The sequence below is a fragment of the Caulobacter sp. FWC26 genome (assembly GCF_002742645.2).
In the GTDB taxonomy this organism is placed as follows: domain Bacteria; phylum Pseudomonadota; class Alphaproteobacteria; order Caulobacterales; family Caulobacteraceae; genus Caulobacter.
On the sequence record NZ_CP033875.1, the window covers coordinates 1829679 to 1854977 of the forward strand.

The window sequence follows — 25299 nt, forward strand, 5'->3', positions numbered from 1 at the left end:
AGTGAATCGCGCAGCCACTACATCTGGCGTTTTCGTCGCGTTTACACCCTAGGAATCGGTGACTAGCGTTTTCCCCAGATGCGGGGAGATCGATTCGCATGACGGCGGCGTCGCCATGGAGCGTTAAGGGGATTGACCCCAAGGCACGGGAGGTCGCGAAAGACCTCGCGCGTCGCTCCGGCATGACTCTGGGTGAGTGGCTCAACCGCATGATCATCGAGGGCGATGGTCTGGGCGCCGACGCGCGTCCAGGCTCCGACGAGGCCCCGAACCGCGCCTATCTCGAGATCGTCAAAGAGGACGCGCCTCCGCGTATCGAGATCGCCGAACATCCCGCCGATGAGGTTGGCCGCGTCGCGTTGGCGCTGGACCGTCTGACCCAGCGCATCGAGGCCGCCGAGGGCCGCAACGCCGCAGCCATCACCGGCATCGACCATTCCGTCCGTGACGCTCTGGCCCGGCTGGGTCAGTCGGAGCGTGAGCAGATCGCCGTCGCCGCGAGGTTTGAAGGCGCTGTCGATGAACTGAAGACTGAACAGGCCCGGACGACCGAACGCCTACGCCGGATCGAGGCCGAAGCGGCGGGCCCGCGCTCGGCCGAGGCGCTGCGCGCGCTGGAAGGGGCCTTGGGCAAGGTCGCTGGCCACCTTTACGAGGGCGAGGCCAGGACCCGCGAGGCCATCGCGACGCTGGAGGCACGGCTGAACCAGCAGGTCGCCAGCGATCCGAGCGCTCTGGTCGACGCCGTCGTCGCTCGCCTGGGTGAACGGCTGGAAGCCGCCGAGAGCCGCACCAGCGAAGCTCTGCGCGAGCTGGGAAGCTCGTTCCAGGCGCTGGATCAGCGTCTGGGCGCGGTGGAGAGCGCCAACCCCGCGTCGGGGGTTCAGGAGCGACTGGACAGCCTCGCGGCCACCCTCACGCAAAAGATGGAAGCCGCGCGCCTTGAGATGGCGGCGAAGCTTCGCGAAAGCGCTGACGGTCGCTTTGACCGGATGGAGCGCAAGCTGGGCGAGATGGCGGCCCATGTTCAGGCCGCCGAACAGCGCTCGGCTCAAGCCATTGAGCGGATGGGGCGCGAGATCGTCGGCGTGGCCGACGCCTTCAACCGTCGCGTTCACGCTGCCGAAAGCCGTAACGCCAGCGCCATTGAGCAGGTCGGCGGCGAGGTCGCGCGCATCGCGGCCAGCGTCGAACACAAGCTCAACCGCGCCGACAGCGTACAGGCCCAAGCCCTTGAAAAGCTGGGCGGTGAGATCGCCCGGATCACCGAAAAGCTGGCCGAGCGGATCGGCAGCGCCGAGCGTCGCAACGCCCTGGCCATCGACGATGTCGGCGAGCAGGTGGCCCGCGTCACCGAACGCCTGAACCAACGCCACGAACGCTCCAGCCAGGAGCTGGTGGATCGGATTCGCCAAAGCGAGGAGCGCACGCTCCGGATGCTCGAGGAGGCGCGCGAGAAGATCGACAGCCGTCTATCCGACGCGCAGCGCAAGCTGGAAGCGGCCGCGCCGCCGTCGGCGCCGATCGCCCCGGCCGCGCCGACACGACCCGCCGCTCCGACGCCGTCGCCGTTTGACGACAGCTACTTCAGCCAGGCCGCATCGTTCAGCACGGTCGACGACGAGGAAGAGGTCTTCGACCCGCCGCCGACGCCCGCCCGGAGCTTTGAGGTTGAGGCGTTTCCGGCCGTTGAGCCCGAGGACCGAGGTTTCGCTCAGGACGACTACGCCATCGCCGACGGCTTCGAGCCCGAAGGTCAGCGCTACGAGGTCGAGCAAGAGGTTTCCGACTTCGCGCCGGCCCAACCGACCCGCCCGATGTCGACTCGCGACATCATCGAGCAGGCGCGCGCCGCCGCGCGCGCGGCCGCCGCGTCGGAAGGCAAGAGCCCAAGCAAGGGCAAGGCCGACAAGGCCGCCAAGAAGGAAAAAAGTCCCAAGTCCAGCGGCTCGCTGTTCAGCGGCTTTGGCGGGTTCTCGACCAAGAAGTCCAAGGCGCGCCTGGGGGCGACCCTGAGCACGGCGTTCATCGTGTTCGCCGCCGCCGGCGCCTTGGGCGCGGGCGTAGGGGGGCTGCTGCTCCTGAACACGGAAGGTTCGAACACCGCGCCGAGCCGCGTCGCTCAGGCGATCGCCGGGCGCAAGGCGGATGTCGAAGTCAACGGACCCGAAGCTGACACCACGCCGGGCGCGCCGCGCGCAGCTGTTGCTCTGGCGACGGGACAGGTTGCGCCCACGCCGGTCGACGCGACCGCTGCGCCGCCGACGAACGAGTCGAAGGCTCTGTTCGAAGACGCGGTCCGCAAGATCGAGTCGGGTGACCGGACCGGTGTCGAGCTGCTGAAGCGCGCCGCGAACGGCGGCTATCCGGCCGCGCAGTTCTATCTCTCAAAGATGTACGAGGGCGGAAAGAACGGCGTGAAGGTCGACATGGCCCAGGCCCGGCGCTGGAGTGAGCGCGCGGCCAACGGCGGTGACCCGCGCGCCATGCACAACCTGGCGCTCTACTACTTCAAGGGCGAGGGCGGTCCCCGCAATTCGACCACCGCCGCGACCTGGTTCCGCAAGGCCGCCGACATGGGCCTCGTCGACAGCCAGTTCAATCTCGCGCAGTTGTACGAGAGCGGCCTTGGCGTCAGCCAGAACCCCGCCGAGGCCTACAAGTGGTACGTGATCGCGGGGCGGGCCGGCGACTCGACCGCCCGTGGCCGCGCCAACGCGCTGCGCTCGCAACTGACCGCGGAAGCTCAGCAGACCGCCGATCGCTCGGCCTTGGCCTTCCGTCCGCAGACGCAAGTTCAGACCGCAGGTCTATCGGCCGCCGCGCCGGCCGCCGCCAACGCCAATCTGGGTCTGGCTCAACGTGTTCTGTCGCAGCTGGGCTACTATCAAGGTCCTCGGGACGGTGTTTCGTCCCCGGCGCTGCGAATGGCGATCTCGGCCTACCAGCGCGATCAGGGTCTGCCCGCCACCGGCGCGGTGGATGGCGAGACGCTCAATCGACTGTCGGTCTACGCGCGCTGACAGCCTCGCGGGCTAACGCTTCCGACAACGCTAAACGGGCGCGAGGCGCCTGCCGAAAGCGGCGCACGGACAAAAGTCCATTGCATTCAATCGCCTTTCTAGGCCACTTCAGGTCATAAACCATCTAGCCGGTCGCCGAAGATCGTCCGTGGACCTATCGCGTCCGGTCGGTAATAGTCGCGATAGGGGCAGGGCAGGCGGCCACGGTCGTCGGCCGAAGGAGTTGTGGCATGAACGAGTCCGCGGGCGGGCGGACGCCGGTTCCTCCGGCGGCGTGGGTCTTTGGTCTTTCGACCTTGATCCCCTTCTTCTTGGCGTCGGGTCTGTTCTGTTACGGCCCCGCCGCGATTCAGAAATCCGCGCTGCTGGGGCTGCTGGCCTACTCTGCGGCGATGGTCTCCTACTTCGGCGGGGTCCGCACGGGCCTGGAGATCGAGAACCCCAGCCCCCGCTGGTCGGTGTTGGGCATTTCGCTGCTGTTTCCGCTCGCCGGCTTTGGCTTGCTGCTCGGCGAGCTGAAGTTCGAGCCCGCCTGGCAGCTGTCGGGATTCCTGCTGGTGTTCCTGCTGCAATGGGTCTGGGACGTCACCGACCATGAGGGACCAGGCTGGCGTCCGCGCATGCGCACCTTGTTGACCGCCGGGGCGGCCATCTCTCTAGCCTTTTCCCTGGAGCAGGCCCTGCACATGTGATCCGGCGTCAGTCGGGTCTCAAGGATTTCGCGCCCACCGCGTGCACCCGGCGCGGCCCCAGGGCGCCGGCCATGACCGGCCCCTCGAAGAGGTTCGAGAACGCCTTGTCCAGGACATTCAGACCCCCCGTATAGGCGCCGAAGGCTGGCAGCACGATGCGGGCGCCGTCCGTGACGAAGCAGCGCCGGCGCACCGTGGCCCGTCCGCTGGAAACCTTGGCCGCAGGATGCAGGTGGCCGGCCACTTCGCCGGGCTGCGCGCCGGCCAGGGGTTCATGCCGCAGAACGAGACCCGCGATATTGGCCTCATCGATAACATCGCCTGGCAGCGATTGCGGGCCCTCCAGATCATGGTTGCCGACCGCCCAGATCAGCTCGCGTCCCACAGCTAGCCCTTCGACGCGTCGGTAATCTTCCGTCGCTAGCCGAGTTTCGCCCTGGCCGTCATGGAAGCTGTCGCCGAGAAAGATCAGCCGCTCAGGCGCAAGCTGAGCGATCTCGCGATCGAGCCGGTCGAGAGTCTCGCGCGTGTCGTAGGGCGGCAGCATCTGACCAAACCGCGCGGCGTAGCTGCTGCCTTTTTCGAAGTGCAGATCGGCCACGATCAGCGTGCGCTCGCCCTCGATCCACATCGCGCCGGACCAGCGCAGCATCACCTCGACATTGGCCAGGGCCACGCGCAGGCCACCGCATGCGGAGGGTTCGAAGCGGGTCATGGCCGCGCCTCGGCGATCAGGTCTTCCTCGGCCTCGGCGAGGATCATTTCGCCGGCGGCGTCGCCTGGCGCGCGTTCGCGACCGATCTCCAGCATCATCGGCACAGCGAAGGGAGACACGCGATCGAGCGCCACGTGTCGGATATGGCCTCTGACCCGGGTCAGCATGTCGCCCAAGCGGGCGATGTCGAGAAGACCCGTCGCGGCGTCGAACCGCGCGCAACGCAGCATCAGGTGGTCAGGTTGGTGTTTGCGCAGCACGTCGTAGATCAGGTCCGTAGAGAAGGTGACTTGCCGGCCCGACTTCTCGGCGCCGGGGTGACGACGCTCGATCAGGCCGGCGATCAAGGCGCAGTGCTTGAACGATCGCTTCATCATGAAGCTCTCGTCCAGCCAGGCCTCCAGGTCATCGCCCAGCATGTCCTGGGCGAACAGCTCATCCAGGTCGAGCTCGTCCATCGGACGCAGCGACCAGAGGTTCAGCGCGTAGTCGTTGCAGACAAAGCCCAGCGGGCCCACGCCCAGGCGATCCAGACGCCGGGTCAGAAGCATGGCCAGGGTCGTGTGCGCCAGACGCCCGTCGAACGGATAGCAGACCATGTGGAATCGCTTCCCGCGCGGGAAGGTCTCCAGCAGCATCTCGCCTTCCGATGGAATGGCTGAGCGGGTCTTCTGCCACGACAGCCACTCCTGCACATCGCCGGGCAGGGCGCCCCATTCGCGCTCGTCATGCATCATTTGACGAACGCGCCCGGCCAGATAGGTCGACAACGGGAACTTCGAGCCGCCCCAGCTGGGCATCTTGGGATCATCGTTCGGCGCAGGCGAGACAAAGGCGTCTGCCCCGACAAGGCTGTTGTAGCGCCAGACCTGACCGGCGAAGACGAAAGTGTCGCCGGGCGTCAGTTGCTCGAAATAGCCTTCCTCGGCCTCACCGATCTTGCGGCCGCCCACCGGTTTGCGGCCCCCGCCGATCCGGATGTTGATCGTGGCCGGGGAGATGATGGCTCCGACGTTCATCCGGTGTTGCTGCCGCGCCTGGGCGTTGCGCGCGGTCCACAAGCCATCGGCGGTCTGCACGATCCGGCGAAACTTGTCGTAGGTGCGCAGGGCGTAGCCGCCGGTCGAGACAAAGTCGACGACGGCCTCGAAATCCTCCCAGCTCAGATCCGCGTAAGGTCCCGCAGAACGGACCTCGTCATAGAGGTCGGTCAGCTTGAACGGTTCGGAGCAGGCGCAGCCCATCACATGCTGGGCCAGCACGTCGAGGGCGCCGATGCGCGGCGGTTCGCCGTCGAGATGGTTTTCCAGGATCGCGTCGGCGGCGGCGCGGCATTCCAGCATCTCGAAGCGGCTGGCCGGCACGAACAGGGCGCGGCTCGGCTCGTCCAGGCGGTGGTTGGCGCGGCCGATACGCTGGACCATCCGCGAGGCCCCCTTGGGCGCGGCCAGCTGAATGACGAGATCCACGTCGCCCCAGTCGATCCCCATGTCGAGAGTCGAGGTGCAGACCACCGCCCGCAGCTCCCCGCGCGCCATCGCCGCCTCGACCTTGCGCCGCTGCTCCGCCGAGAGACTCCCGTGATGCAAGGCGATCGGCAGACCCTCGTCGTTCAGCTCCCACAGGCGTTGAAAGGCGAATTCGGCCTGGAAGCGGGTGTTGACGAAGACGAGGGCGGTCTTGGATCCCTTGATGATCTCATAGACCTCGGCCATGGCGTGCTCGGCCGTATGGCCAGCCCATGGGACGCGTCCGCCTGACACCAGCACTTCGACCACCGGCTGCGCGCCGCCTGAGCCGAGGACGAGGTCGATGGAGCAATCCTCCCCTTCAGGGAGAGGGCTTTTGTTTGCGCCTAGCCACTTCCTCACCAAGTCCGGATCATCGACCGTCGCCGACAAGCCGACCCGCCGCATCCTCGGTGCGAACTGCTGCAGGCGCGCCAGGCCCAACGCCAAAAGATCGCCGCGCTTGCTGGGCCAGATCGCGTGAGCCTCGTCGATGATGACGCAGGAAAGGTCGGAAAAGTACTCCCGCGCGCCTTCCCAGGCGCAGAACAGGGCCAGTTGCTCGGGCGTCGTCAGCAGGATGTCGGGCGGACGGACTTTCTGGCGGGCCTTGCGGCTCTCGCCGGTGTCGCCGGTGCGGCTCTCGGCTACGATCGGCAGGCCCATCTCGCGGATCGGCGTCAGAAGGTTACGCTCGACATCGACCGCCAGCGCCTTCAGGGGCGAGATGTAGAGGGTGTGGACGCCGGCGGGGGTGTTGCGGGGCGCACGCTCGGCCAGCTCGATCAGGCTGGGCAGGAAGCCGGCGAGCGTCTTGCCGCCCCCCGTCGGCGCGATCAGCAAGGCTCCGCGACCGGCCCGCGCCTTTACCAGCATGGCGAGCTGATGTTCGCGCGGGGTCCACCCGCGCTTGGCGAACCAGGCCTGGAACCGGGGGGGAAGGGCGTTCGCCGCAGACATTGGTGGCGATATAGCATGTTCCCTTTCTGTTTCATCCGTCTTTTGCGCGCGCGTCGCGCGAGTTCGGTTGCGTCGGCCGCTGCTCGCGGTTGTCTATGCCGATGCTGGCGAGGTTGACCTGACGGCCCCGGCGAAGATGGGGATCGTATGCGTCCGGGATGGGTGATCGCGCTGGTGCTCGTGGCCTTCGGGCCCGCCGGCGCGGCATGGGGCGAGGATTGGCGACCCCGGGTCGACTGCGACGCCGTCGAGCGTGCTTCCCTGCAGGGCGATACGTCCTTCTATGTCGACTTGGCCATCTGTCATCTGCGGGGCGAGGGGCGTGAGCCGGATGTCGCCCAAGGTCTCGTCTGGCTGCGAAAGGCTGTGGCGCTGGGCGACACCGACGCGATGGTCGAGCTGGGTAACCTCTATCTGCTCGGCGCTGAAGGGCTTGCGGCCAACACCCGCGACGCCGTGGCGCTCTATGTGCGCGCCGCGCGGCGGGGTGATCCGAACGCGATGTTCAACCTCGCCGTCATCCATCGTGGCGATCACGGCCTGCCCGAGAACCCTCGCCTCGCGCGGGCTTGGTATATCCGGTCGGCGGAAGCGGGATCCGCCACGGGCGCGTTTGGCGCCGGCGTGGCCTTGATGACGGGGTACGGCGGGCGCGCGGATACAAGGCGGGGCGTGCTCTGGCTGCGGCGGGCCATCGAGATGGGCTCGCCCGAGGCGATGAACGAGCTGGGTCGTCTGCACGCCGAAGGAACCGGCGTTCCGCCAGACCCGGCCAAGGCGATAGATTTCTATCGGGCCGCCGCGTGGAACGATCTGCCGGACGCGATGTATCGGCTGGGCGCTGCGCACTACAATGGGCAGCTGACGGCCAAGAACTACATCGAGGCGATGCGCTGGTTTCAGCTTGCCGCCGAGCGTGGCGATCATGACGCCTGGTTTGCGCTGGGGCTGATGTGCGAGACCGGCCGAGGCATCCCGGCCGATCCGGACCTGGCGCTGGAGATGTACCGCCGCGCGGCCGACAGCGCCGATCCTGCCTTGCGCGAAAAGTCTCAGAGGGCGATCGACCGCCTCCAGGGTCTTGCCGAGGACGATGAAGAGCCCGTGGACTGAGACGCGCCTGCGCGTTCCCATTCTGTTTCGAGCCGGGTTCTGGTAACGAACCTGGGTGACTGCTTCGCCGCCGACTCTGGATCTGGCTCCCGCCCTGGTCGTCCTGCCTGGACCGCGCGCCGGCTTCGCCGATGGCGGCGAGGCCCGCATGTTGCGTGCGCCAGACGCGCGCGACCTGTTCGAGCACGGTCCGGTGTTGGTGGCTCACGCGGCGATGACCGCTCGCCGCCTGAACCTGTCCCCGCCGCCGCGTTCTCCGCGCTTGTTCGATGTGCTCGAATTGCACGCCTTTGTCCGCCCGGCCGCGTTCTGCGCCCCTTCGGCGGTGGGGCTGGCCACGGCCCTGGGTCTGCGCGAGCCGCACGGTGCGGCCGAGCAGGCGCAGACCCTGCGCGAAGCGGCCGACGCCTTGCTGCGCGAGCTGGCCCTGACGCCAGTCCCGTCCCGCGAGGAGACGCTGGCGATCGCCGAAACCCTGGCCAAGGCCGGGTGGTCCTGGGGGGCGGCCGTGATTGGCGCTCTGCGCTCCGTACCGGTCGGCAACCAGTTTCGCGGATCGGGCCTCGATGTCTGGGCCCGGCTCGTCGAGTGGGAAGATCAGGCGCCGCCCGGCGAGGCGGGCTCGCGCCCCATCGACCCCGAGCGCGCCGGCGAGCGCCTGGCCGAACTGCTGCAACGGTCGGGCCTGGAAGAGGTCCGTGAAGCCCAGGCGACCTTCGCCAAGGAAGCCGCGTTCGCCTTCCAGCCGCGCGAGCGCGAGGGTGAGCCGCGTATGATGCTGGCCGAGGCTGGCACGGGCGTCGGCAAGACTCTGGGCTATCTGGCGCCGGCGTCGCTGTGGGCCGAGGCGAATGGGCCGTCGGTGTGGATCAGCACCTATACGCGCGCGTTGCAGCGGCAGATCGAGCGCGAGAGCCGGTCGATCTATCCCGATCCTAAGGAGCGCGCCCGCAAGGCCGTCGTGCGAAAAGGTCGGGAGAACTATCTTTGCTTGTTGAACTTTCAGGAACAGGTCAACGGTGCGCAGCTGGGCAATGGCGACCTGATCGGGCTGGCGCTGACGGCCCGCTGGGCCCGCGCGACTCGCGACGGCGACATGACCGGCGGGGACTTTCCCGCTTGGCTTCCCACCCTGACAGCTGTGCCGCCCTCCATGCAGGCCAGCCCCGCCAACCTCGTCGACCGACGCGGCGAGTGCATCCACGCCGGCTGCCAGCACTATCGGATCTGTTTTATCGAGAAGGCGGTGCGCGCCTCAAAGCGCGCGGATCTGGTGATCGCCAACCACGCTCTGGTCCTCACGCAGGCGGCCTTCGACGGCGCGCGGACCGCGCGCGGGCTGAAGGGTGACAACGAGACGACCAGCCTCAAGCGGATCGTCTTCGACGAGGGCCACCATCTTTTCGAGGCCGCCGACAGCGCCTTCTCCGCCGCCCTGTCCGGCGCTGAGGCGGCGGAGCTGCGGCGCTGGATCCGTGGGCCCGAAGGCCGAGGCCGTCGCGGGCGCGGCCTGGAGGCGCGCTTGCTAGACATCCTGGGCGACCGGGAGGGCGCGCGGGGCGCGATGAGCCAGGCCATCCAGGCCGCGGCCGCCCTTCCCGGCGAAGGCTGGTCGGGCCGGGTCGCGCCGCCTGACGGCCAGATCAACCCGATCGGCCCGATCGAGAACTTCCTGGTCGCCGTCATCGAGCAGCTGCGCGCCCGCAGCGGCGACCGGGGTGGGGCCGATCTTGGCCTGCAATGCGATGCTCGCCCGCCGATCGATCTCGTCCGCGAGCGTGCGCCAGAGGCGGCAAAGGCGCTGGCGGCGATCGAAGCCCCGCTGCTGGCCCTGGCGCGTGCGCTGGAGGACGTGCTGGACGAGGACGCAGAGCACCTAGGCGCCTCGGAACGCGCGCGGATCGAAGGCGCGCTGCGCGGGTTGGATCGGCGCGCGCGCATGACGCTGCCGGCCTGGCGCTCGATTCTGAAAGCCATCGAGGACGACGACGTCGAGCCGAGCGACAGCGATCCCGATTTCGTCGACTGGTTCGAGGCCACTTTCCTCTATGGCCGCGTGGTCGACGCCGCCTGCCGTCGCCACTGGGTGGACCCGACCGAACCCTTGCGCGCGGCGGTGCTTTCGCCGGCGCACGGCGTGCTGGTGACCAGCGCCACCTTGGTCGATCCCGCGCTGGAAGATCCGTTCGCCCTGGCGGAGATGCGCACGGGAGCCGCGCGGCTGCCCTCCGCGCCCAAGGTCCTTCGGCTGGTTTCGCCCTTCGACTACGAGAACAACGCCAAGGCCTTTGTGGTCACGGACGTGAACAAGGAAGATCCGCGTCAGGTCTCTGCGGCCATGCGCGAGCTGTTCCTCGCGGCTGGGGGCGGGGGGCTTGGCCTCTTCACCGCCATCCGCCGCCTGAAGGCCGTGCATGAGCGTATCGCCGCGCCGCTGGCCGATCAGGGCCTGGCGCTCTACGCCCAGCATGTAGATCCCCTGGAGGTCGGGGCGCTGGTCGACATCTTCCGGGCCGAGGAAGACGCCTGCCTGCTGGGCACCGACGCCATTCGCGACGGCGTGGACGTGCCCGGCCGCTCGCTGCGGCTCTTGGTGTTCGACCGCGTGCCCTGGCCGCGACCGGACGTGCTGCACAAGGCGCGCCGGCTACGCTTTGGCGGCAAGGGCTATGACGACGCGGTGGCGCGGGCGCGAATCAGCCAAGCCTTTGGGCGACTGATCCGACGCGCCGACGATCGCGGGGTCTTCGTGATGCTGGACGCGGCGGCGCCCACCCGGCTGTTCTCCAGCCTTCCCGAAGGGGTCACGCTGGAGCGGGTCAGTCTTGTCGAAGCCATTGAGGCGACCAGCGCCTTCCTGACCGCGAAGACGGTCTGAACCCACCTGCGCGATGCGTCCGGTCGACGTTCGGAGTCGTACCGCTCCTCGTCACGAGGAGACCTGTGCATGCGTGTTCGAAACCCCGTCGCCCTGGCTGTCGTGGCGTTCTCACTGCTGGTCGCGGGCCAGGCCTGGTCCTTTGAGCTTTCCGCCAAGGCCAAGGCGGCGCTCGCCAAGGGGGAGGCTTATGCCGAGGTGTTTCCGGATCCTGACGGCATCTCGGGGCATGTGAAGGGGGTGGTGGATATCAATGCGCCGCCTGAGAAGGTCTGGCGTATCATGACCGATTGCGCGGCGGCCAAGGTGATGATCACCACGCTTGCCGTCTGCCGCATCGTCGAGGGCGACATGGCCCGGGGCTGGGATATTCGCGAGCATGTGACCCGCAGGAACCTGGTGTTTCCCGGTATGCGGATCGTGTTCCGGTCCGACTACGAGCCCTACAGCCGCATCAGGTTCAAGCTGGTCGGCGGCGATCTGAAGGTCGAGCAGGGCGAATGGAAGCTGCAAGCCTTGGACGACGGCCGGCGAACCCGCGTCTTCTACGACAATCGCCTGGCGGTGGACTGGCCTGTCCCCAAAGCGCTGATCCGCGAAGCGCTACGCAAGGACACGCCCAAGGTGCTGATGAATCTCAAGCGTCTCTGCGAGTAGTCAGGTCCTGTCAGCTCGCGGTCACGTACTTGATCAGCGCGGCCATGTTCTCGATGTAAGTCCCCGTGGAGATGCCGATCTTGGGCGTTTCGGTGATGTAGGGGGAGGTGTCCGTCGCATCGCCGACTCGCGTCTGGCTGAAGTCGCCCGGCGCCGGCGTTGGCGAACCGTCGCCGATGTACGGATTGCTGGTCGCCTTCAGTTCGGTCGGCCACCAGCCTTCAGCGTTCAGCGACGCGATCAGGCCGGCGACCTTGTCCGGCGAGGTCTGGCCGGCGTCGGCCTTCAGCGTGTCCACGTTCAGGTCGGAGACCGAGATGTCTCCGGTCGTGAAGTACTTCGGCAGCGCCTTGCGCCCCCCCCTTGAGCGGCGAGTCCTTGCTGGCGACCTCGGGGGGCGTCGCCTGAAGCTTGGCCAGTCGCTTGCGCAGCCCCGCGACGTTCACTGACCGGAACGATGAATAGTGGATGACCGTGCCTTGCGGGTTCTGGTCGGCATAGTATTCGCCGTTGACGACATTGCTGCCCCGGCGGTGGATGTAGAGCGGCTTTCCCGTGCCGATCTCGATGAAGGTGGGATAGGGGCGGCCCTTCTGGATTTCCTGCGGCAGCTTGATGCTGTCCAGCCAGTCCAAGGCCTCGCCCAGGCGCGCCAGATACTTCGGGTCGCCCGTCAGTTCGTAGAAGTCCATGCAGGCGGCGATGTTGGCGCCGGTGGTGTGAGAGGCGAAGGCCTCCGGCTCGTAGCTGCGCGCGGCGGCGGGTTTCAGCGTGTCGACGTGGTGCTGCAGGCCCCAGGCCGGCTGCGGCTGTGGCTGCTGGCAGATCACGAAGCAGTCCATCGCCTTCCTGATCGCAGGCAGGGCGCGGGGATCGCCCAGGGTCTGCCAGACCATGATCAGGAACTTGATGTTCTCGCCGGCCACATCGTCGTTGAAGGTGATGTAGCCAGTGTAGTCCGCGTGGCCGTGGTTCTTGAAATCGGTCTTGAGCGGGAAGCGCTGGGGCCAGCCGCCGTTGGGATACTGGCTGTCCAGAACGAACTGCAGCGCCTTGTCCAAGGCCGGTCTGAAGCGCTTGTCCTGCTTTTCGGCGGAGAGGCGCAGCAGGAACTGGGAACTCTCCGCCGTGCCGGCGTCGTCGAAGGTGGCGTTGCCGTAGTAGTGCTGGAATTCCTCGAGCCGCCAGCCGTTCTTGCCGATGGTGTCGTACCATTTGCGGATCGACGCCTCGCCGGCGAGGTCGCCCAGGTAGTTCCAGCCGCCAGCGGGATGCTGGATGGCGATCAGGGCCTCGGCCGCCTTGCAGGCGGCGTCGTAGTAAGCCTCGTCGCCGGTGGCGTGATAGGCGTCGAGGAACAGGTGCCCCATCGTCGCCGTGCCCGGCGGCTGCACCCAGATCATGGTGGGATAGGCCTCCATCTCGCCCCAGCGGCGCGAGAAGTCGGGCAGATAGCTCCAGACGTAGCCACCCTTGTAGGCGACCTTGTCGACCATGAAGCGCGTAGCTTTGCGCATCGTCTGCAGCGCGGCCTCGCGGGTCGGCGCGGCGAGCGCACGGCGGGGCGACAGGACGCCGGCCGCAGCGAAGGCCGCCGCAGAAGTGGCCAGGAGGCGGCGGCGGGAGAGCGGGCTGACGGGCATCAAGAACTCCGATCGGCGCGGAGCTTACATCGAGGGTTGGGTGAGCGAACTCCCTGGCCAGCGATGGCTCCGTCATCTTTGACGTGACGTTGAGGCTAGTATGCTACCGGTGTCATCATTTTGACTATCCACTTTTCATCCCTGTGGGCACAGCGGAATCTGTCGATCTGGATCGTTCGTCGCGCTTAGGCGGATCTCCTGCGACAGGGAGACGCGTTGCCTGATGATCTGCGTTCGGCGAGGTTCTGCGCGTTCATTTGAGGCGACGCCGCCGCGCTCGGAGCAGCGTGGCCGACGCCGTCCTGTTGGGGAACAGGACGACGCCCCCGGGTCCGCAAAGGCCCGGGGGCGTTTTCATGCCGCCAGCGAAGCGGCGATGCCATTCTGGTGACAGAACGGTGATCACTCTGCGTCCAGCGGTCGCATGGTGTGCAGGTGTTTACGTCTTGTAAATCTATCGGCCATGGGGACACGCGACGACCACCTGACCGAAGCCGAGCGGCTTGAGCGACAAGCCGAGATCGCCGATAGCGCGCACGCGCGCGCCGCCTTGCTGCGCATGGCGCAAGCTTCGCGCGGCGCCGCCGCGTTGGTGGGCCTGTTCGAGGCCAGTTACGATGAAGCGCTTACGGTGTCGCGCGGTTAGCGCCTCAATCGGCGAGACAGACCTCGACGCAGCGGACCGCCAGGGTTTGCGTGGCGTCGAGAAACGGCGTCGACAATTCGGTCTGAGACAGGACCAGAGGCACTTCGGTGCAACCGGCGATGACCGCCTGGGCGCCCTTGTTGATCAGGCGGTGGGCGAGAGCGGCCATGGCCTCGCGAGAGGCCTGTCCCACATCGCCCCTCTTGATCCGGTAAAGCAGAGCCATGAACTCGACCTGCTCGTGATCGTCCAAGGTTACGACTTCCAGGCCAAGCTGAGAGAACCGGTCTCGATAGAGTCCGAGCGCCAGGCTCGTGCCCAAGACGCCCGCGACGCCGGCGCCCTGGGCTCGCGCGGCGAGCCCGGCCGTTTCCAGCATGTCGATCAGCGGCAGACCCGAAGCGCGCACCTCCTGTGCGTAAGCGTGCGCGGTGTTGCACGCGATCGCCAGCACCTGCGCGCCCGAAGCGCTTAGGCCAGCGGCCATCGCGGCCAGCACCGGTCCAGGATCGGAGCCGTCGACATTCCTGTCGGGGACCTTGGGATTGATATCCACTAGCACCCGCAGATGGTCCTGCTCTCGGCTTACTGGCGTCGCGGCTTGGAGTTTGGCCAGAAAGTCGAGGGTGGCGGCCGGACCCATGCCGCCCAGAACGCCTAGAACCTTGCTCATCCGAAACGCTCCTAGCCTAGCGCGGGCTCTAGCACCGTCTGATAGCCGAACAGCCCCTGGGCGCCGCCGGTATGCAGGAACACGACCCGTTCGCCCTTGAAAGCGCCTTTGCGCGCCTGATCGATGAGCCCCTTCATCGCCTTGCCCGAATAGACCGGATCGAGCAGCAGGCCTTCGGTGCGGGCGGCCAGGGCCAGGGCATCGATGACGCCTTGGTCCACGAGGCCGTAGCCTTCGCCCACATAGTCGCAGTCGGCGACGACCGCTTCGCGCCGGACCCGGCCCGCCGCGCCGATCGTCTCGGCCGTCGCGACGGCGAGGTTGTAGACGTTCTCTTCCTGCTTAGGCTTGGGCGCGCGCACGCCAAACCCCAGGATCGGGATGTCGACCGACAATGCGGCGAAGCCGGCGACCAGGCCCGCATGGGTGCCTGCGCTACCGGTGGCGGTGACCAGGCGATCGATCTTGAGACCCATCTGGTCAGCCTGAACCACCAGTTCGCGCGCGCAGTCGACATAGCCAAGCGCCCCGACGGTGTTTGAGCCGCCGCCGGGTATCACGTACGGCTTGCCGCCGCGCTGGCGCACGCTCTGGGCCGTGATCTCAAGCTCTGCGACCATGTCGGTCCCGCCCGGCACATAGCGCAGCGACGCGCCCATCAACTTATCGAGCAGTACATTGCCGTTGCCCATGTAGTCGCTGGCCTTCGACCCGGTGCGCTCCTCCAGGATCACTTCGGTCCTGAGGCCAAAGCGGGCCCCGACGGCGATGGTCTGGCGAACGTGGTTGGACTGCACAGCCCCCTGGGTGACCAGGGTGTCGGCGCCCTGGGCCAGGGCTTCGCCGAGTAGAAACTCCAGCTTGCGGGTCTTGTTGCCGCCACCGGCGAGGCCGGTGCAGTCGTCGCGTTTGACCCACAGGTCGACGCCCAGTTCCGCGCCGAGGCGGGGGAGGGGTTCCAGGGGTGTCGGCAAGTGCGCGAAGCGGGCGCGAGGAAAGCGGGCGAGGTGCATGGGCGCGGTTCCTGAACGAGTCGCGCTCTTGTTATCACGTCCGACGCGGTGGCCACCGCACGACTTCAGGGTTGCTGGGCTTCCGCCTTGGCTTCAATGCGTCGTCGGGCGCGCTCAGCCGCCCGGGCGCGCGCTTCGGGGTCTTTGAGCTGCTTCTTGATCATCTGAACCAGTTCGTAGGGAGGGTCAGTCGTCGGGGGGGATCCGCTCGGATCGCCCATGATCTCGGCCACGACATTCGCCGTGTCCCTGGCCCTTTCCTGATCGTACCACTGGCGAAGCGTGCCGCAGACCGTCTTTGGGATGATCGTGCCCCCCATGGTCTTTTTCACGCAGACCACGCGGTCGGGCTCAGCCTTATGGAGTGCGTTCAACTGCTCGATGATCTCCTGATCCGGCAGGGTCTTCTGGAGAACCTTGCGAGAAGCCTCCACCGTCACCGCATCCACTGGCGCATCCTGGGCGGTCTGGCCCGATAGGGCGATAAGCAAGGCAACAATTAGCATGGCGACAACCTGCGGGTGAGCTCTCCTGTATCGCCCAGTTTCGCACGCTCGCACAGGGGGCTCGCGGCTTGAGTTGAATTGGCGGGCGACCGGCGGCCTCGCTTCCGGTGTCCCTCTCAGTTCTTGACGGGGGCAAAGCATGCTAGGCTGACATCACGAAAAGAGCTGATCGACGTGCGTCGCAGAGGTGCGGGGTCGACCGCTAACAATGGGAGGAAGTCATGAGTCAGCGTGGCCTTCTGATGAGGGCGGTTCTGGTGGCGACGCTGCTGGGCGCTTCGTCGCTTTCGACCCTGGCCAGCGCGTCGACGCTCGTGATCGGGGGCGGGCTGGCCAAGGAGTGCTCTGACGCTGCGATCGACGGCCGATCGGACAAGGCGTCGGTCGTGACCTGCACGACGGCGCTGGAGACCGAGACCCTGAACTTCAGGGACCGCGCGCGCACCTTCGTCAACCGGGGCGTCCTCCAGATGCGGCAACGCGATTTCACCGGCGCCAGGGCCGATTTCGACACGGCGTCGAAGCTGGATCCCAATCTTGGCGAGGCCTGGGTCAATCGCGGCGCCGCCTATGTGGGAGAAAAGCGCTACCGCGAAGGCGTCGAGCAGATCGACAAGGGCCTCGCGCTCGGCGTCAAGGATCCGGAGCGAGCCTGGTTCAATCGCGGTCTCGCCAACGAAGGGCTGGGCGATCTGAACGCAGCCTATCGCGACTATTCACGGGCGGCCGCCTTGAAGCCGGATTGGGCGGCGCCGAAAACAGAGCTCGCGCGTTTCACGGTCAAACGGCCCTGAGACTGAAACCATCGAGAGACCCGGATGATCGTGTCCTGCTGCGCGAGGGGCGTCATATGATGCGTTCAGGCGCTGCCTGTTTGGCGATGATTTGGTTCCTGGTCTGGCCTCTTTCCGCCGGAGCGCAGGATCTGCGGGACCTTCAGGCGCGAAACGCCGCCGCCCACGCCCTTGAAGACATCCGTCGCGAGGCGGTGCAGAACCAGATCGCGGCGTCCAACGCTCAGGAGCGGGCGCGCACCCAAGTCATCCTGCGCGGCCTGAACTCAGGTTTGGTGACCGGACCTGTCGTGTTGAGGGAGTGGACCCCGCCGCCCGTGGATGCTGAAGCGATGCGGCGGGAACTGGATTTTGACGCCTCTATGGAGCGCCTGGAACGGCTCACTCAAGAGGCCCTGGCGCAGAGCAATGCTCGGATGCGGGCGATCCGGCCCGCTAGCGAGCCGAAGGAGTAGGGTTTCATGGAGTGGGAAGGCGGTCGTCGGTCGGGCAATATCGAGGACCGACGTGGGCTTGGACCTGTCGGGATCGCGGGCGGTGGGATCGGCGCGGTGGTGCTGGCGGCGATCGGATACTTCGTCTTTGGTGTCGACCCTCGGACGACGCTTGAGGCGACCCAGCGTCTGCAGCAGCCCGTCCAACAGGAAGGCGTGCGTGGTCAGGTCTCCGATGCGGAGGGCCAGTTCGTCGATGTGATCGAAACCTCGAACCGAGACGTCTGGACGCCGATCTTCCGTCAGGAAGGCGTGGACTACAGGCCGCCCGCCGCCATTGTGCTTTATGAGCAAAGCACGGGCACGGGCTGCGGCACGGGCCAATCGGCGATGGGGCCGTTCTACTGTCCCGCAGACCAGAAAGTCTATCTGGACCTGTCCTTCTGGCAGGAGCTGGAGGCGCGCTTTGGCGCCAAGGGCGAGTTCGCGCGCGCCTATGTGATCAGCCACGAGGTCGGCCATCACGTCCAGCACCTTCTGGGCGCTGATCAGCAGGCCCGGCGGCTGGGGGCTCGCGGCGAAGAGAGCGGGTCGGTCAGGCTTGAACTGCAGGCCGACTGCTACGCCGGGGTCTGGGCGGCGCGGGCCGGAGACGCGTCAGGTGGTGGTATCGTCATCAATCCCGCCGACATCGAGGATGGCCTTGGCGCGGCTGCGGCGGTGGGCGACGACACGATCCAGAAGCGCTCTCAAGGCCAGGTCGTGCCCGACAGCTTCACGCACGGTTCCAGCGCTCAGCGCATGCGCTGGTTCCGGCGGGGTTTCGAGCAGGGCGACCCGGCGGCTTGCGACACCTTCTCGGCATCGCGGCTCTGATCGCAGGGCCGCACTTGACCTCCACGTCAGCGGGCCTAGTCTCCGCCCTCTGTTCACCGGGGGGCCGCTCGCGCGGCTGAGATTGGGCTGACGCCCTGACCCGTAGAACCTGATCCGGGTCATGCCGGCGAAGGGAGGGAACGCGGACGGGAGCGTTTGTTTCGTCCGTTAGACCGCTCAAGCACGCACGTCCGGGTCTCCTTGGAAGCTTGAGGAGCGCCCGAAATGAATATTCAGAGCACCATCAAGGCCGTGGCCGAGACGATCTCGACCGGTCCGATCCCCGGTTCGCGCAAGGTTTACCAGGCCGGCGAACTTTTCCCCGAACTGCGCGTGCCGTTCCGCGAGGTGGCCGTCCACCCGTCCGCCAACGAGCCGCCAGTCACGATCTATGACCCCTCCGGCCCCTATAGCGACCCGACCGTCCAGATCGACATCGAGAAGGGCCTGCCGCGCACCCGCGAAGCTTTCGTGGTGGCGCGCGGCGACGTCGAAGAGATCACAGATCCCCGGCAGGTGAAGCCAGAGGACAACGGCTTCGCCCAAGGCAAGCACCTAGCCCCGGAGTTCCCGGACACTGGCCGCAAGATCTACCGCGCCAAGCCGGGCAAGCTGGTCACCCAGCTGGAATACGCCCGCGCCGGGATCATCACGGCCGAGATGGAATATGTCGCCATCCGTGAGAACCTGCGCCGTGAGCAGACCCGCCCGTGCGTGCGCGACGGTGAGGACTTCGGCGCCAGCATCCCCGACTTCGTGACGCCCGAGTTCGTGCGCCAGGAAGTGGCGCGCGGCCGGGCCATCATCCCGGCCAATATCAACCACGGCGAGTTGGAGCCGATGGCGATCGGCCGGAACTTCCTGGTCAAGATCAACGCCAATATCGGCAACTCGGCGGTGCTCTCGACCGTCGCCGACGAGGTCGACAAGCTGGTCTGGGCCACGCGCTGGGGCGCCGACACGGTCATGGACCTGTCGACGGGCCGCAACATCCACAACATCCGCGACTGGATCATCCGCAACAGCAGTGTGCCGATCGGCACGGTGCCGATCTATCAGGCGCTGGAGAAGGTCAACGGCGTGGCCGAGGATCTGAACTGGGAGGTCTTCCGCGACACTCTGATCGAGCAGTGCGAGCAGGGCGTCGACTACTTCACGATCCACGCCGGCGTGCGCCTGCCGTTCATCCCGATGACCGCCAAGCGCGTCACCGGCATCGTGTCGCGCGGCGGCTCGATCATGGCCAAGTGGTGCCTGGCCCACCACAAGGAGAACTTCCTCTACGAGCGCTTCGACGAGATCTGCGAGATCATGCGCGCCTACGACGTGTCGTTCTCGCTGGGCGATGGCCTACGTCCCGGCTCGACCGCCGACGCCAATGACGAGGCCCAGTTCTCGGAACTGCGCACCCTGGGCGAGCTGACCAAGGTGGCCTGGAACCACGGCGTCCAAGTGATGATCGAAGGGCCGGGCCACGTGGCCATGCACAAGATCAAGGCCAACATGGACGAGCAACTGAAGCATTGCCATGAGGCGCCGTTCTACACCCTCGGCCCGTTGACCACGGACATCGCGCCTGGCTACGACCACATCACCTCGGCCATCGGGGCTGCGATGATCGGCTGGTTCGGCACGGCGATGCTCTGCTACGTCACGCCCAAGGAGCACCTGGGTCTGCCGGACCGCGACGACGTCAAGACCGGCGTCATCACCTACAAGCTGGCCGCCCACGCTGCTGACCTCGCCAAGGGCCACCCCGGCGCGGCCATGTGGGACGACGCCATCAGCCGCGCGCGCTTCGAGTTCCGCTGGGAGGACCAGTTCAACCTGGGCCTCGATCCCGAAACGGCGCGCAAGTTCCACGACGAGACCCTGCCCAAGGAGGCGCATAAGACCGCGCACTTCTGCTCGATGTGCGGTCCCAAGTTCTGCTCGATGAAGATCAGCCAGGAGGTCCGCGACTTCGCGGCCGCCAAGGCGCCGAACGACGCCGAGCTGGGCATGGCGCAGATGAGCGAGAAGTTCCGCGAGCAGGGCTCGGAGATCTATCTGAAGAGCGAGTGACGTCGTTTTCACTGGCGTGGCGGCGGAGACGCCTCCACCGTCGCGCCCATGAAACGCTTGAGTCTTCTTGCGGCCGCAGCGGCCGTCCTGCTTGCTTCGCCGGCCTTGGCGGAAAGTCCTTTCTGGCCGGTGCAGCCGAAGAACGCGCCGGTGGCGGCCGAGCTTCGAGGCGCGTGGAAATCCAGAGGCTATGGCTGGATCGTCCTGTTTGGACCCGATGGCGCGCAGCTCTTCCATACCGCCGGCGGCGCCTGCTATCCCGATCCCCGCCGCGAGCCTGATCCGGATGAAGTCTTGAGCCTTTGGCGCGCCGAAGGCCCTGGCGTCATCAGTCTGACTGGTGACGCGGCGGGCACGCGATATCAGTTCGACCGACTGCCTAATCTGCCGACGGACTGTATCTCGGCGGCGGGCTGGACCCCCGACCGCATTGTCGCTTTCGCCGCCGACACCTTCGCCGAAGTCTATCCGCGCTCGGCCGAGCGCAAGCTGGACTGGGCGGCGCGCAAGACCAAGGCGCTGGCGCGGGTCAGCCCGAGCGCCACCGATGATCAGCTCTGGCTGGCGCTGACGGATCTGCTAAGCGGACTGGATGATCCGCATGTCGAGCTCCATGGCACGGTGCAGGGCGCGCGCCGCGACCTTGAACCCGGCGAGGCGTCGACCCTGTTGCGAGTCCGCGCAACCGATCCAGCCGGCGAGGAAAAGGCCTGGCTCCAGGCTTACCGCGAAGGGATCCTGACCGGTGTGCTGAAAGGGCAGGGGCGGCAGGCCGCCAACAATCGCGTGTTCTGGGGACGCGTCGACGATGTCGGCTATCTCAACATCGTCACGATGGGCGCTTTCGCACGGAACGCCGCTCCAGACGATCCTCGCCCGCTGGACGCGGTGCTGGACGAGGCGATGGCCGCGTTCGTCGGCGCCAGGGCGGTGGTGGTCGACGTCAGCAACAATCGAGGCGGCTACGACTCCATCAGCCGCCGCATCGCGGCGCGCTTCACCGACCAGCCCCGCATCGTCTACGCCAAGGTTCCGGTCGGGGGGAAGGCCTCGCCGCAGGTGATCCGGGTGGAGCCGTCCGGCGCGGTCGCGTTCACCGGGCCGGTCTATGTGGTGACCAGCGACATCACGGTCAGCGCCGGCGAAACCTTCACCTTGATGATGAAGGCCCTGCCGAACGTCACCCAGGTGGGCGGAATCACGCGCGGCGCCTTCTCCGACCAACTGCCCAAGCCGCTGCCGAACGGTTGGACATTGGCCTTGCCGGCGGAACTGTATCGGTCCGCGAAGGGGCAGGAGCTCGAAGGTCGCGGTTTGACGCCCGACGTCCAGATGACGGTCTTCCCGGAGGAGGACCTTTTGGGCGGGCACACCAAGGCCATCGCGGACCTCATCGCGAGGATCCGCGCGGGCGGCGTCGCAGCCCCAGCGCGCTAGGCGCGGCCGTCTGTCAGGCGTCTCGCGAGGCGTGCCCGACCCGACCCACTACCCATGCCCGCTATGATTGTGCCTTCTGCTTTCATCGTCGTTTAGCTGGGCTGGTCGGGAACGTATCGGTTGGCGAGCACGCTGAGGGCGAGCGCGATTGTTTCTTGATCGAAACATCGTGTCGTGTCGCACATCTCATTGCGTCAAATATGTCTATTTTTCAAAGCCTAGGCCGTATTTGGCGCGGATTGGGACACACCACTGTGTGCTTTCTGCTGCAATAGCTGAGCTTGTTCCCGATGGCTGTTGCGGTGGTCTCCGCCCAGCCGTAAGGAGCGGCAACTCTGCGTTGGCGCCGTTTGCGTCGGCGTCCCTCGCAACTCAGACTTTTGTGGGCCTGAATGACCCTTTCGACCGTGCTCCTGTATGGGCTGGCCGCTGCTTCGCTCAACCCGGCCGCCGACGGTTCGGCGCCGTCGCCCAGCGTCGCCGTGGCCGCCGCTGGCGTCGGGCAGACGAAGGCGCAGCAGAAGGACGACGGCCCCAACGAGGTCGAGGGTCTGGTCATTCAGGCCGATCCGCGCGGCAAGGTCGAGGGAAACATCCAGCCCGAGCTCGAACTGAACGAGGAAGAGATCAAGAGCTTCGGCGCCAACAGCATCGGCGAGCTCCTGAGCCTTCTGACGCCGCAGACGACCAGCACGCGGGGCCGCGATGGGGGCGGCGGGCCGGTGATGCTGATCAACGGCCGCCGGATCTCGGGCTTCCAGGAAATCCAAGGTGTCCCGCCGGAGGCGATCGAGCGCTTCCAGGTGCTGCCGGAAGAGGTCGCGCTGAGCTACGGCTACAAGGCCGACCAGCGGGTCGTGAACATCATCCTGAAGAAGAACTACAACGCCACCATGACCCAGGCGTCCGCGACGGTCGCCACGGACGGGGGGCGCACCTCGCTGAGCGGTGGCGGAAATCGGGTTCGCATCGACGGCGACAAGCGCTGGAATCTGGACCTTCAACTGCAGCGCGAACCCTATCTGCTGGAAACCGACCGAGACATCGTGCGTGCGCCCAACGGCCAGCCTTTTGATCTGGTCGGCAATATCGGTGGTCTGAACGGTGGCGAGATCGATCCCGCCCTTTCCGCCGCGGCGGGCGGTCTCGTGACGATCGCGGGCGTCCCGGACGCGGCTCAAACCGGCCGGGTCAGTCTTTCGGCCTTTTCGCCCCTGGCTGGGCGCTACAACACCGATGACCTGACCGCCAGCCGGTCCCTGATCTCAAAGTCCGATCGCGCGACCTTGCGCGGCTCGATGAGCCGGGACCTCAACAAGACCACGCAGCTCACCGTCACCGGCAATCTGGAAGACACCAGCAGCCACGCGCTGCTCGGCCTGCCTGGCGTGACCTTCACCCTGCCGGCCGGCAGTCCGTTCTCGTCGTTCTCGAAGCCTGTCACCGGCTACCGCTACATTGACGGGCCCGGCGCTTTGGCGCGGGAGACCGATGTCCTGCGGACGCAGCTGAGCATGGCCGCCAACGGCCGGGTAAACGATTGGCGCTGGAACCTGACCGGGGACTTCGATCGCGTTGCGACCGACACCACGACCGGACGCGGGCTGGACGCTTCGGCGTTCCAGGCGGCGGTCGCCGCCGGCGATCCTGGCCTCAATCCGTTCGGCCCCATCCCGACGAACCTGTACAAAAGCGTAGCCGCTGACACCGCCCATTCAGTCTCCACCTCGGCCAGCGCCGAGTTCGTGCTGAACGGCAATCTCTTCCAGTTGCCGGCTGGCGGACTCCAGACCACCTTCAAGCTGGGCGCTGACACCCGAACCCTGGACTCCAAGACCGTGCGGTCGGGCGTTACGGCTCAACGGAACGTCAAACGTAGCCGGGAGAACTTCCAAAGCAGCTTCACCCTGCCGCTGACGAGCACGCGCAACGATGTTCTGGCCAAGGTCGGGGACCTGTCGGCCAACTTCAACGCGGGGTATGAGAACCTCTCGGACCTGGGCGGCCTGACCACCCTCGGGGCTGGCGTCAACTGGACGCCGATCAAGCCGCTCAGCTTCATCGCCAGCGTGACGGATGAGGAGGGCGCGCCCTCCACGAACCAGATCAATGACCCGCTCATCGTAACGCCGAATGTCTCGGTGTTCGATTTCACCACGGGCCAGACCGTCTTGGTCACCCGGACAGACGGCGGCAATCCGACCCTGCGCAATGACAATCGCCGGGTCTCCAAGTTCCAGGTGAACTACAAGCCGCTGGAAAAGGTCGAGCTGACCTTCAACGCCACCTACACCCGCGCCGAGACGACCAATGTGATCTCGTCCTTCCCGGCCATTACGCCGGATCTGGAACGGGCCTTCCCTGATCGGTTTACGCGCGATGCGACGGGCCGCCTGCTGGCGATCGACGCCCGGCCCGTGAACTTCGCCAGCGCCGAGCGAGAGGATATCCGCTGGGGCTTCAACCTGTTCAAGCCGGTCGGCAAGCCGACGCCCGGGGCGGCGTCCGCGGCGGGCGGCGGTCGCTTCGGCGGCGGCCCTGGGGGCGGCGGCATGGGGCCGATGATGCGTTTCGGCGGCCCAGGCGGAGGCCCGGGCGGCGGTGGCGGCATGATGGGCGGAGGCGGTCCCGGCGGCATGATGCGGCCGGGGCAGGGCATGCTGCAGCTGTCCGTGTACCATACTTGGCGCCTGACCGACGAACTGACGACCCGCAAGGGCCTGCCCGTACTGGACCAACTGGACGGCGCGGCGATCAGCTCGCGCAATGGCCAAGCCCGACATGAAGTTCAGGTGCAAGGCGGCTATTTCAAGGACGGCCTTGGCATGCGCTTCAACGGTGTCTGGAAGGCTTCAACCTGGGTCAATGGCGGCGCCACGGGGGGGCAGACCTTGTACTTCTCGGATCTCGCCACGCTTGGCATGAGTTTCTTCGCCAGCTTCAACGCTCCGGCTCGCAAGCCGCTGGTGGACAAGTATCCGATCCTGAAGGGTGCGCAGGTCTCTCTGAACTTCGAAAACCTATTCGACGCCAAGCAGACGGTGCGGGATCAGAACGGTGTGACGCCGCAAGCTTATCAGCGGGACTATCTGGATCCGCTGGGCCGGACGGTGCGGCTGGGCTTCCGCAAGTTGCTTTAGCCGCGCGAGAGCGCATCCGCGCTCTCAACCCCTCCTTAAGCAGTCGAGCGCACGCTGAGGATCTGAGCGGCCGGCTAGCGGCCGGATCGGAGGCCGTCATGGCGACCATGACTTCCAGTACGCGGCGTACCGGCGACCACTTCGAACCGACCGACACGGACCCGCAAGTCCAGCGCCGGCTCCGGGGCTATCTTGAGCAGATCGACTACACCGCCTATGCGTCCAACAAGGCCGTGCTGGGCGCGACCTTCCCGCGGGTGGAGGGTGTGCAGTTCCAGCGACTGGCGGTGGCGGCTGCGACGGCGCGGGCCAGATGGGTGAGTGAGGCGGCTCAGATGGCTGAGGCGGGCGCGTCGCTTACCGAGGCCCAGGTCGCGCGGCTGGCGCACCTGCGAAGCACCTATGAGGAGCTCTCGTCTGTCTACGAGGCCACCCGACGTATGGTCGAGCGCGGTTACGTCGCCTACCGGCCCATTCCGGCGTAATTTATCCGGGCGATATTGACGTCGAGTTTTATCCGGGTAAAA

Annotated in this window: 18 protein-coding genes, 1 pseudogene and 1 riboswitch; of the genes and pseudogenes, 13 read left to right on the forward strand and 6 right to left on the reverse strand. The window is 66.7% G+C overall.

Annotation, left to right across the window (positions count from 1 at the left end; genetic code table 11):
- The first annotated feature begins 98 nt into the window (after positions 1-98).
- Both CSW63_RS10170 and CSW63_RS10175 read left to right on the forward strand, forming a co-directional pair.
- A complete protein-coding gene (locus CSW63_RS10170; RefSeq protein WP_062093844.1) occupies positions 99-3023 on the forward strand; it encodes a peptidoglycan-binding protein in 2925 nt (974 codons plus the stop codon).
- A gap of 230 nt (positions 3024-3253) precedes the next feature.
- The gene (locus CSW63_RS10175) at positions 3254-3715 is read left to right on the forward strand and encodes a DUF3429 domain-containing protein (RefSeq protein ID WP_062093845.1); all 462 of its coding nucleotides are present in this window, start codon (positions 3254-3256) and stop codon (positions 3713-3715) included.
- Positions 3716-3722: 7 nt separating this feature from the next.
- Here CSW63_RS10175 and pdeM read toward each other — a convergent pair whose 3' ends face one another.
- Positions 3723-4430 (reverse strand): ligase-associated DNA damage response endonuclease PdeM, encoded by a 708-nt coding sequence (gene pdeM, locus CSW63_RS10180; RefSeq protein ID WP_062093846.1) that lies wholly within the window; start codon positions 4428-4430, stop codon positions 3723-3725.
- On the reverse strand, positions 4427-6898 hold the full coding sequence (locus CSW63_RS10185) for a ligase-associated DNA damage response DEXH box helicase (RefSeq protein WP_062093847.1): 2472 nt from the start codon (positions 6896-6898) through the stop codon (positions 4427-4429). The genes pdeM and CSW63_RS10185 overlap by 4 nt, the downstream gene beginning before the upstream one ends.
- A 147-nt stretch (positions 6899-7045) precedes the next feature.
- Here CSW63_RS10185 and CSW63_RS10190 point away from each other — a divergent pair, with 147 nt between their 5' ends.
- The 3 genes from CSW63_RS10190 (at position 7046) to CSW63_RS10200 (ending at position 11546) form a co-directional block, all read left to right on the forward strand.
- Positions 7046-8011, forward strand: coding sequence for a tetratricopeptide repeat protein (locus tag CSW63_RS10190; RefSeq protein ID WP_062093848.1), 966 nt, complete (start codon positions 7046-7048; stop codon positions 8009-8011).
- A 55-nt stretch (positions 8012-8066) separates the two neighbouring features.
- On the forward strand, positions 8067-10889 hold the full coding sequence (locus tag CSW63_RS10195) for an ATP-dependent DNA helicase (protein WP_062093849.1): 2823 nt from the start codon (positions 8067-8069) through the stop codon (positions 10887-10889).
- A gap of 69 nt (positions 10890-10958) precedes the next feature.
- A complete protein-coding gene (locus CSW63_RS10200) occupies positions 10959-11546 on the forward strand; it encodes an SRPBCC family protein (protein WP_062093850.1) in 588 nt (195 codons plus the stop codon).
- Between the two features lie 10 nt (positions 11547-11556).
- Here the strand turns inward: CSW63_RS10200 and CSW63_RS10205 are convergent.
- A pseudogene (locus CSW63_RS10205) lies at positions 11557-13189 on the reverse strand (pectate lyase).
- Between the two features lie 463 nt (positions 13190-13652).
- Between CSW63_RS10205 and CSW63_RS10210 the strand changes: the two are divergent.
- Positions 13653-13835 carry a hypothetical protein gene (locus tag CSW63_RS10210; protein WP_062093852.1) on the forward strand — a complete coding sequence of 61 codons (183 nt, stop codon included), beginning with the start codon at positions 13653-13655 and terminating at the stop codon, positions 13833-13835.
- Between the two features lie 4 nt (positions 13836-13839).
- Here CSW63_RS10210 and CSW63_RS10215 read toward each other — a convergent pair whose 3' ends face one another.
- The 3 genes from CSW63_RS10215 to CSW63_RS10225 form a co-directional block, all read right to left on the reverse strand.
- Positions 13840-14508 carry an aspartate/glutamate racemase family protein gene (locus CSW63_RS10215; RefSeq protein WP_062093853.1) on the reverse strand — a complete coding sequence of 223 codons (669 nt, stop codon included), beginning with the start codon at positions 14506-14508 and terminating at the stop codon, positions 13840-13842.
- Positions 14509-14519: 11 nt separating this feature from the next.
- Complete coding sequence (locus CSW63_RS10220; protein WP_062093854.1) at positions 14520-15521, reverse strand: D-cysteine desulfhydrase; 1002 nt, start codon at positions 15519-15521, stop codon at positions 14520-14522.
- A 65-nt stretch (positions 15522-15586) separates the two neighbouring features.
- Positions 15587-15970 (reverse strand): hypothetical protein, encoded by a 384-nt coding sequence (locus CSW63_RS10225; protein ID WP_137803258.1) that lies wholly within the window; start codon positions 15968-15970, stop codon positions 15587-15589.
- Between the two features lie 299 nt (positions 15971-16269).
- Here CSW63_RS10225 and CSW63_RS10230 point away from each other — a divergent pair, with 299 nt between their 5' ends.
- From CSW63_RS10230 to CSW63_RS10260, 7 genes are all read left to right on the forward strand, one after another.
- Positions 16270-16821: a tetratricopeptide repeat protein gene (locus CSW63_RS10230; RefSeq protein WP_099504022.1), complete on the forward strand. Its 552-nt coding sequence runs from the start codon at positions 16270-16272 to the stop codon at positions 16819-16821.
- Between the two features lie 86 nt (positions 16822-16907).
- Positions 16908-17276 (forward strand): hypothetical protein, encoded by a 369-nt coding sequence (locus CSW63_RS10235; protein WP_246842053.1) that lies wholly within the window; start codon positions 16908-16910, stop codon positions 17274-17276.
- 6 nt (positions 17277-17282) lie between these two features.
- The gene (locus CSW63_RS10240; RefSeq protein WP_062093857.1) at positions 17283-18131 is read left to right on the forward strand and encodes a neutral zinc metallopeptidase; all 849 of its coding nucleotides are present in this window, start codon (positions 17283-17285) and stop codon (positions 18129-18131) included.
- A gap of 47 nt (positions 18132-18178) precedes the next feature.
- Positions 18179-18284: riboswitch (TPP riboswitch) on the forward strand.
- A gap of 72 nt (positions 18285-18356) precedes the next feature.
- Positions 18357-20195, forward strand: coding sequence for a phosphomethylpyrimidine synthase ThiC (thiC, locus tag CSW63_RS10245; protein WP_062093858.1), 1839 nt, complete (start codon positions 18357-18359; stop codon positions 20193-20195).
- Positions 20196-20243: 48 nt separating this feature from the next.
- Positions 20244-21632, forward strand: coding sequence for a S41 family peptidase (locus tag CSW63_RS10250; RefSeq protein ID WP_062093859.1), 1389 nt, complete (start codon positions 20244-20246; stop codon positions 21630-21632).
- Positions 21633-22024: 392 nt separating this feature from the next.
- Complete coding sequence (locus CSW63_RS10255; protein WP_062093860.1) at positions 22025-24772, forward strand: TonB-dependent receptor plug domain-containing protein; 2748 nt, start codon at positions 22025-22027, stop codon at positions 24770-24772.
- 98 nt (positions 24773-24870) lie between these two features.
- Positions 24871-25257: a hypothetical protein gene (locus CSW63_RS10260; protein ID WP_062093861.1), complete on the forward strand. Its 387-nt coding sequence runs from the start codon at positions 24871-24873 to the stop codon at positions 25255-25257.
- Positions 25258-25299 lie beyond the last annotated feature (42 nt).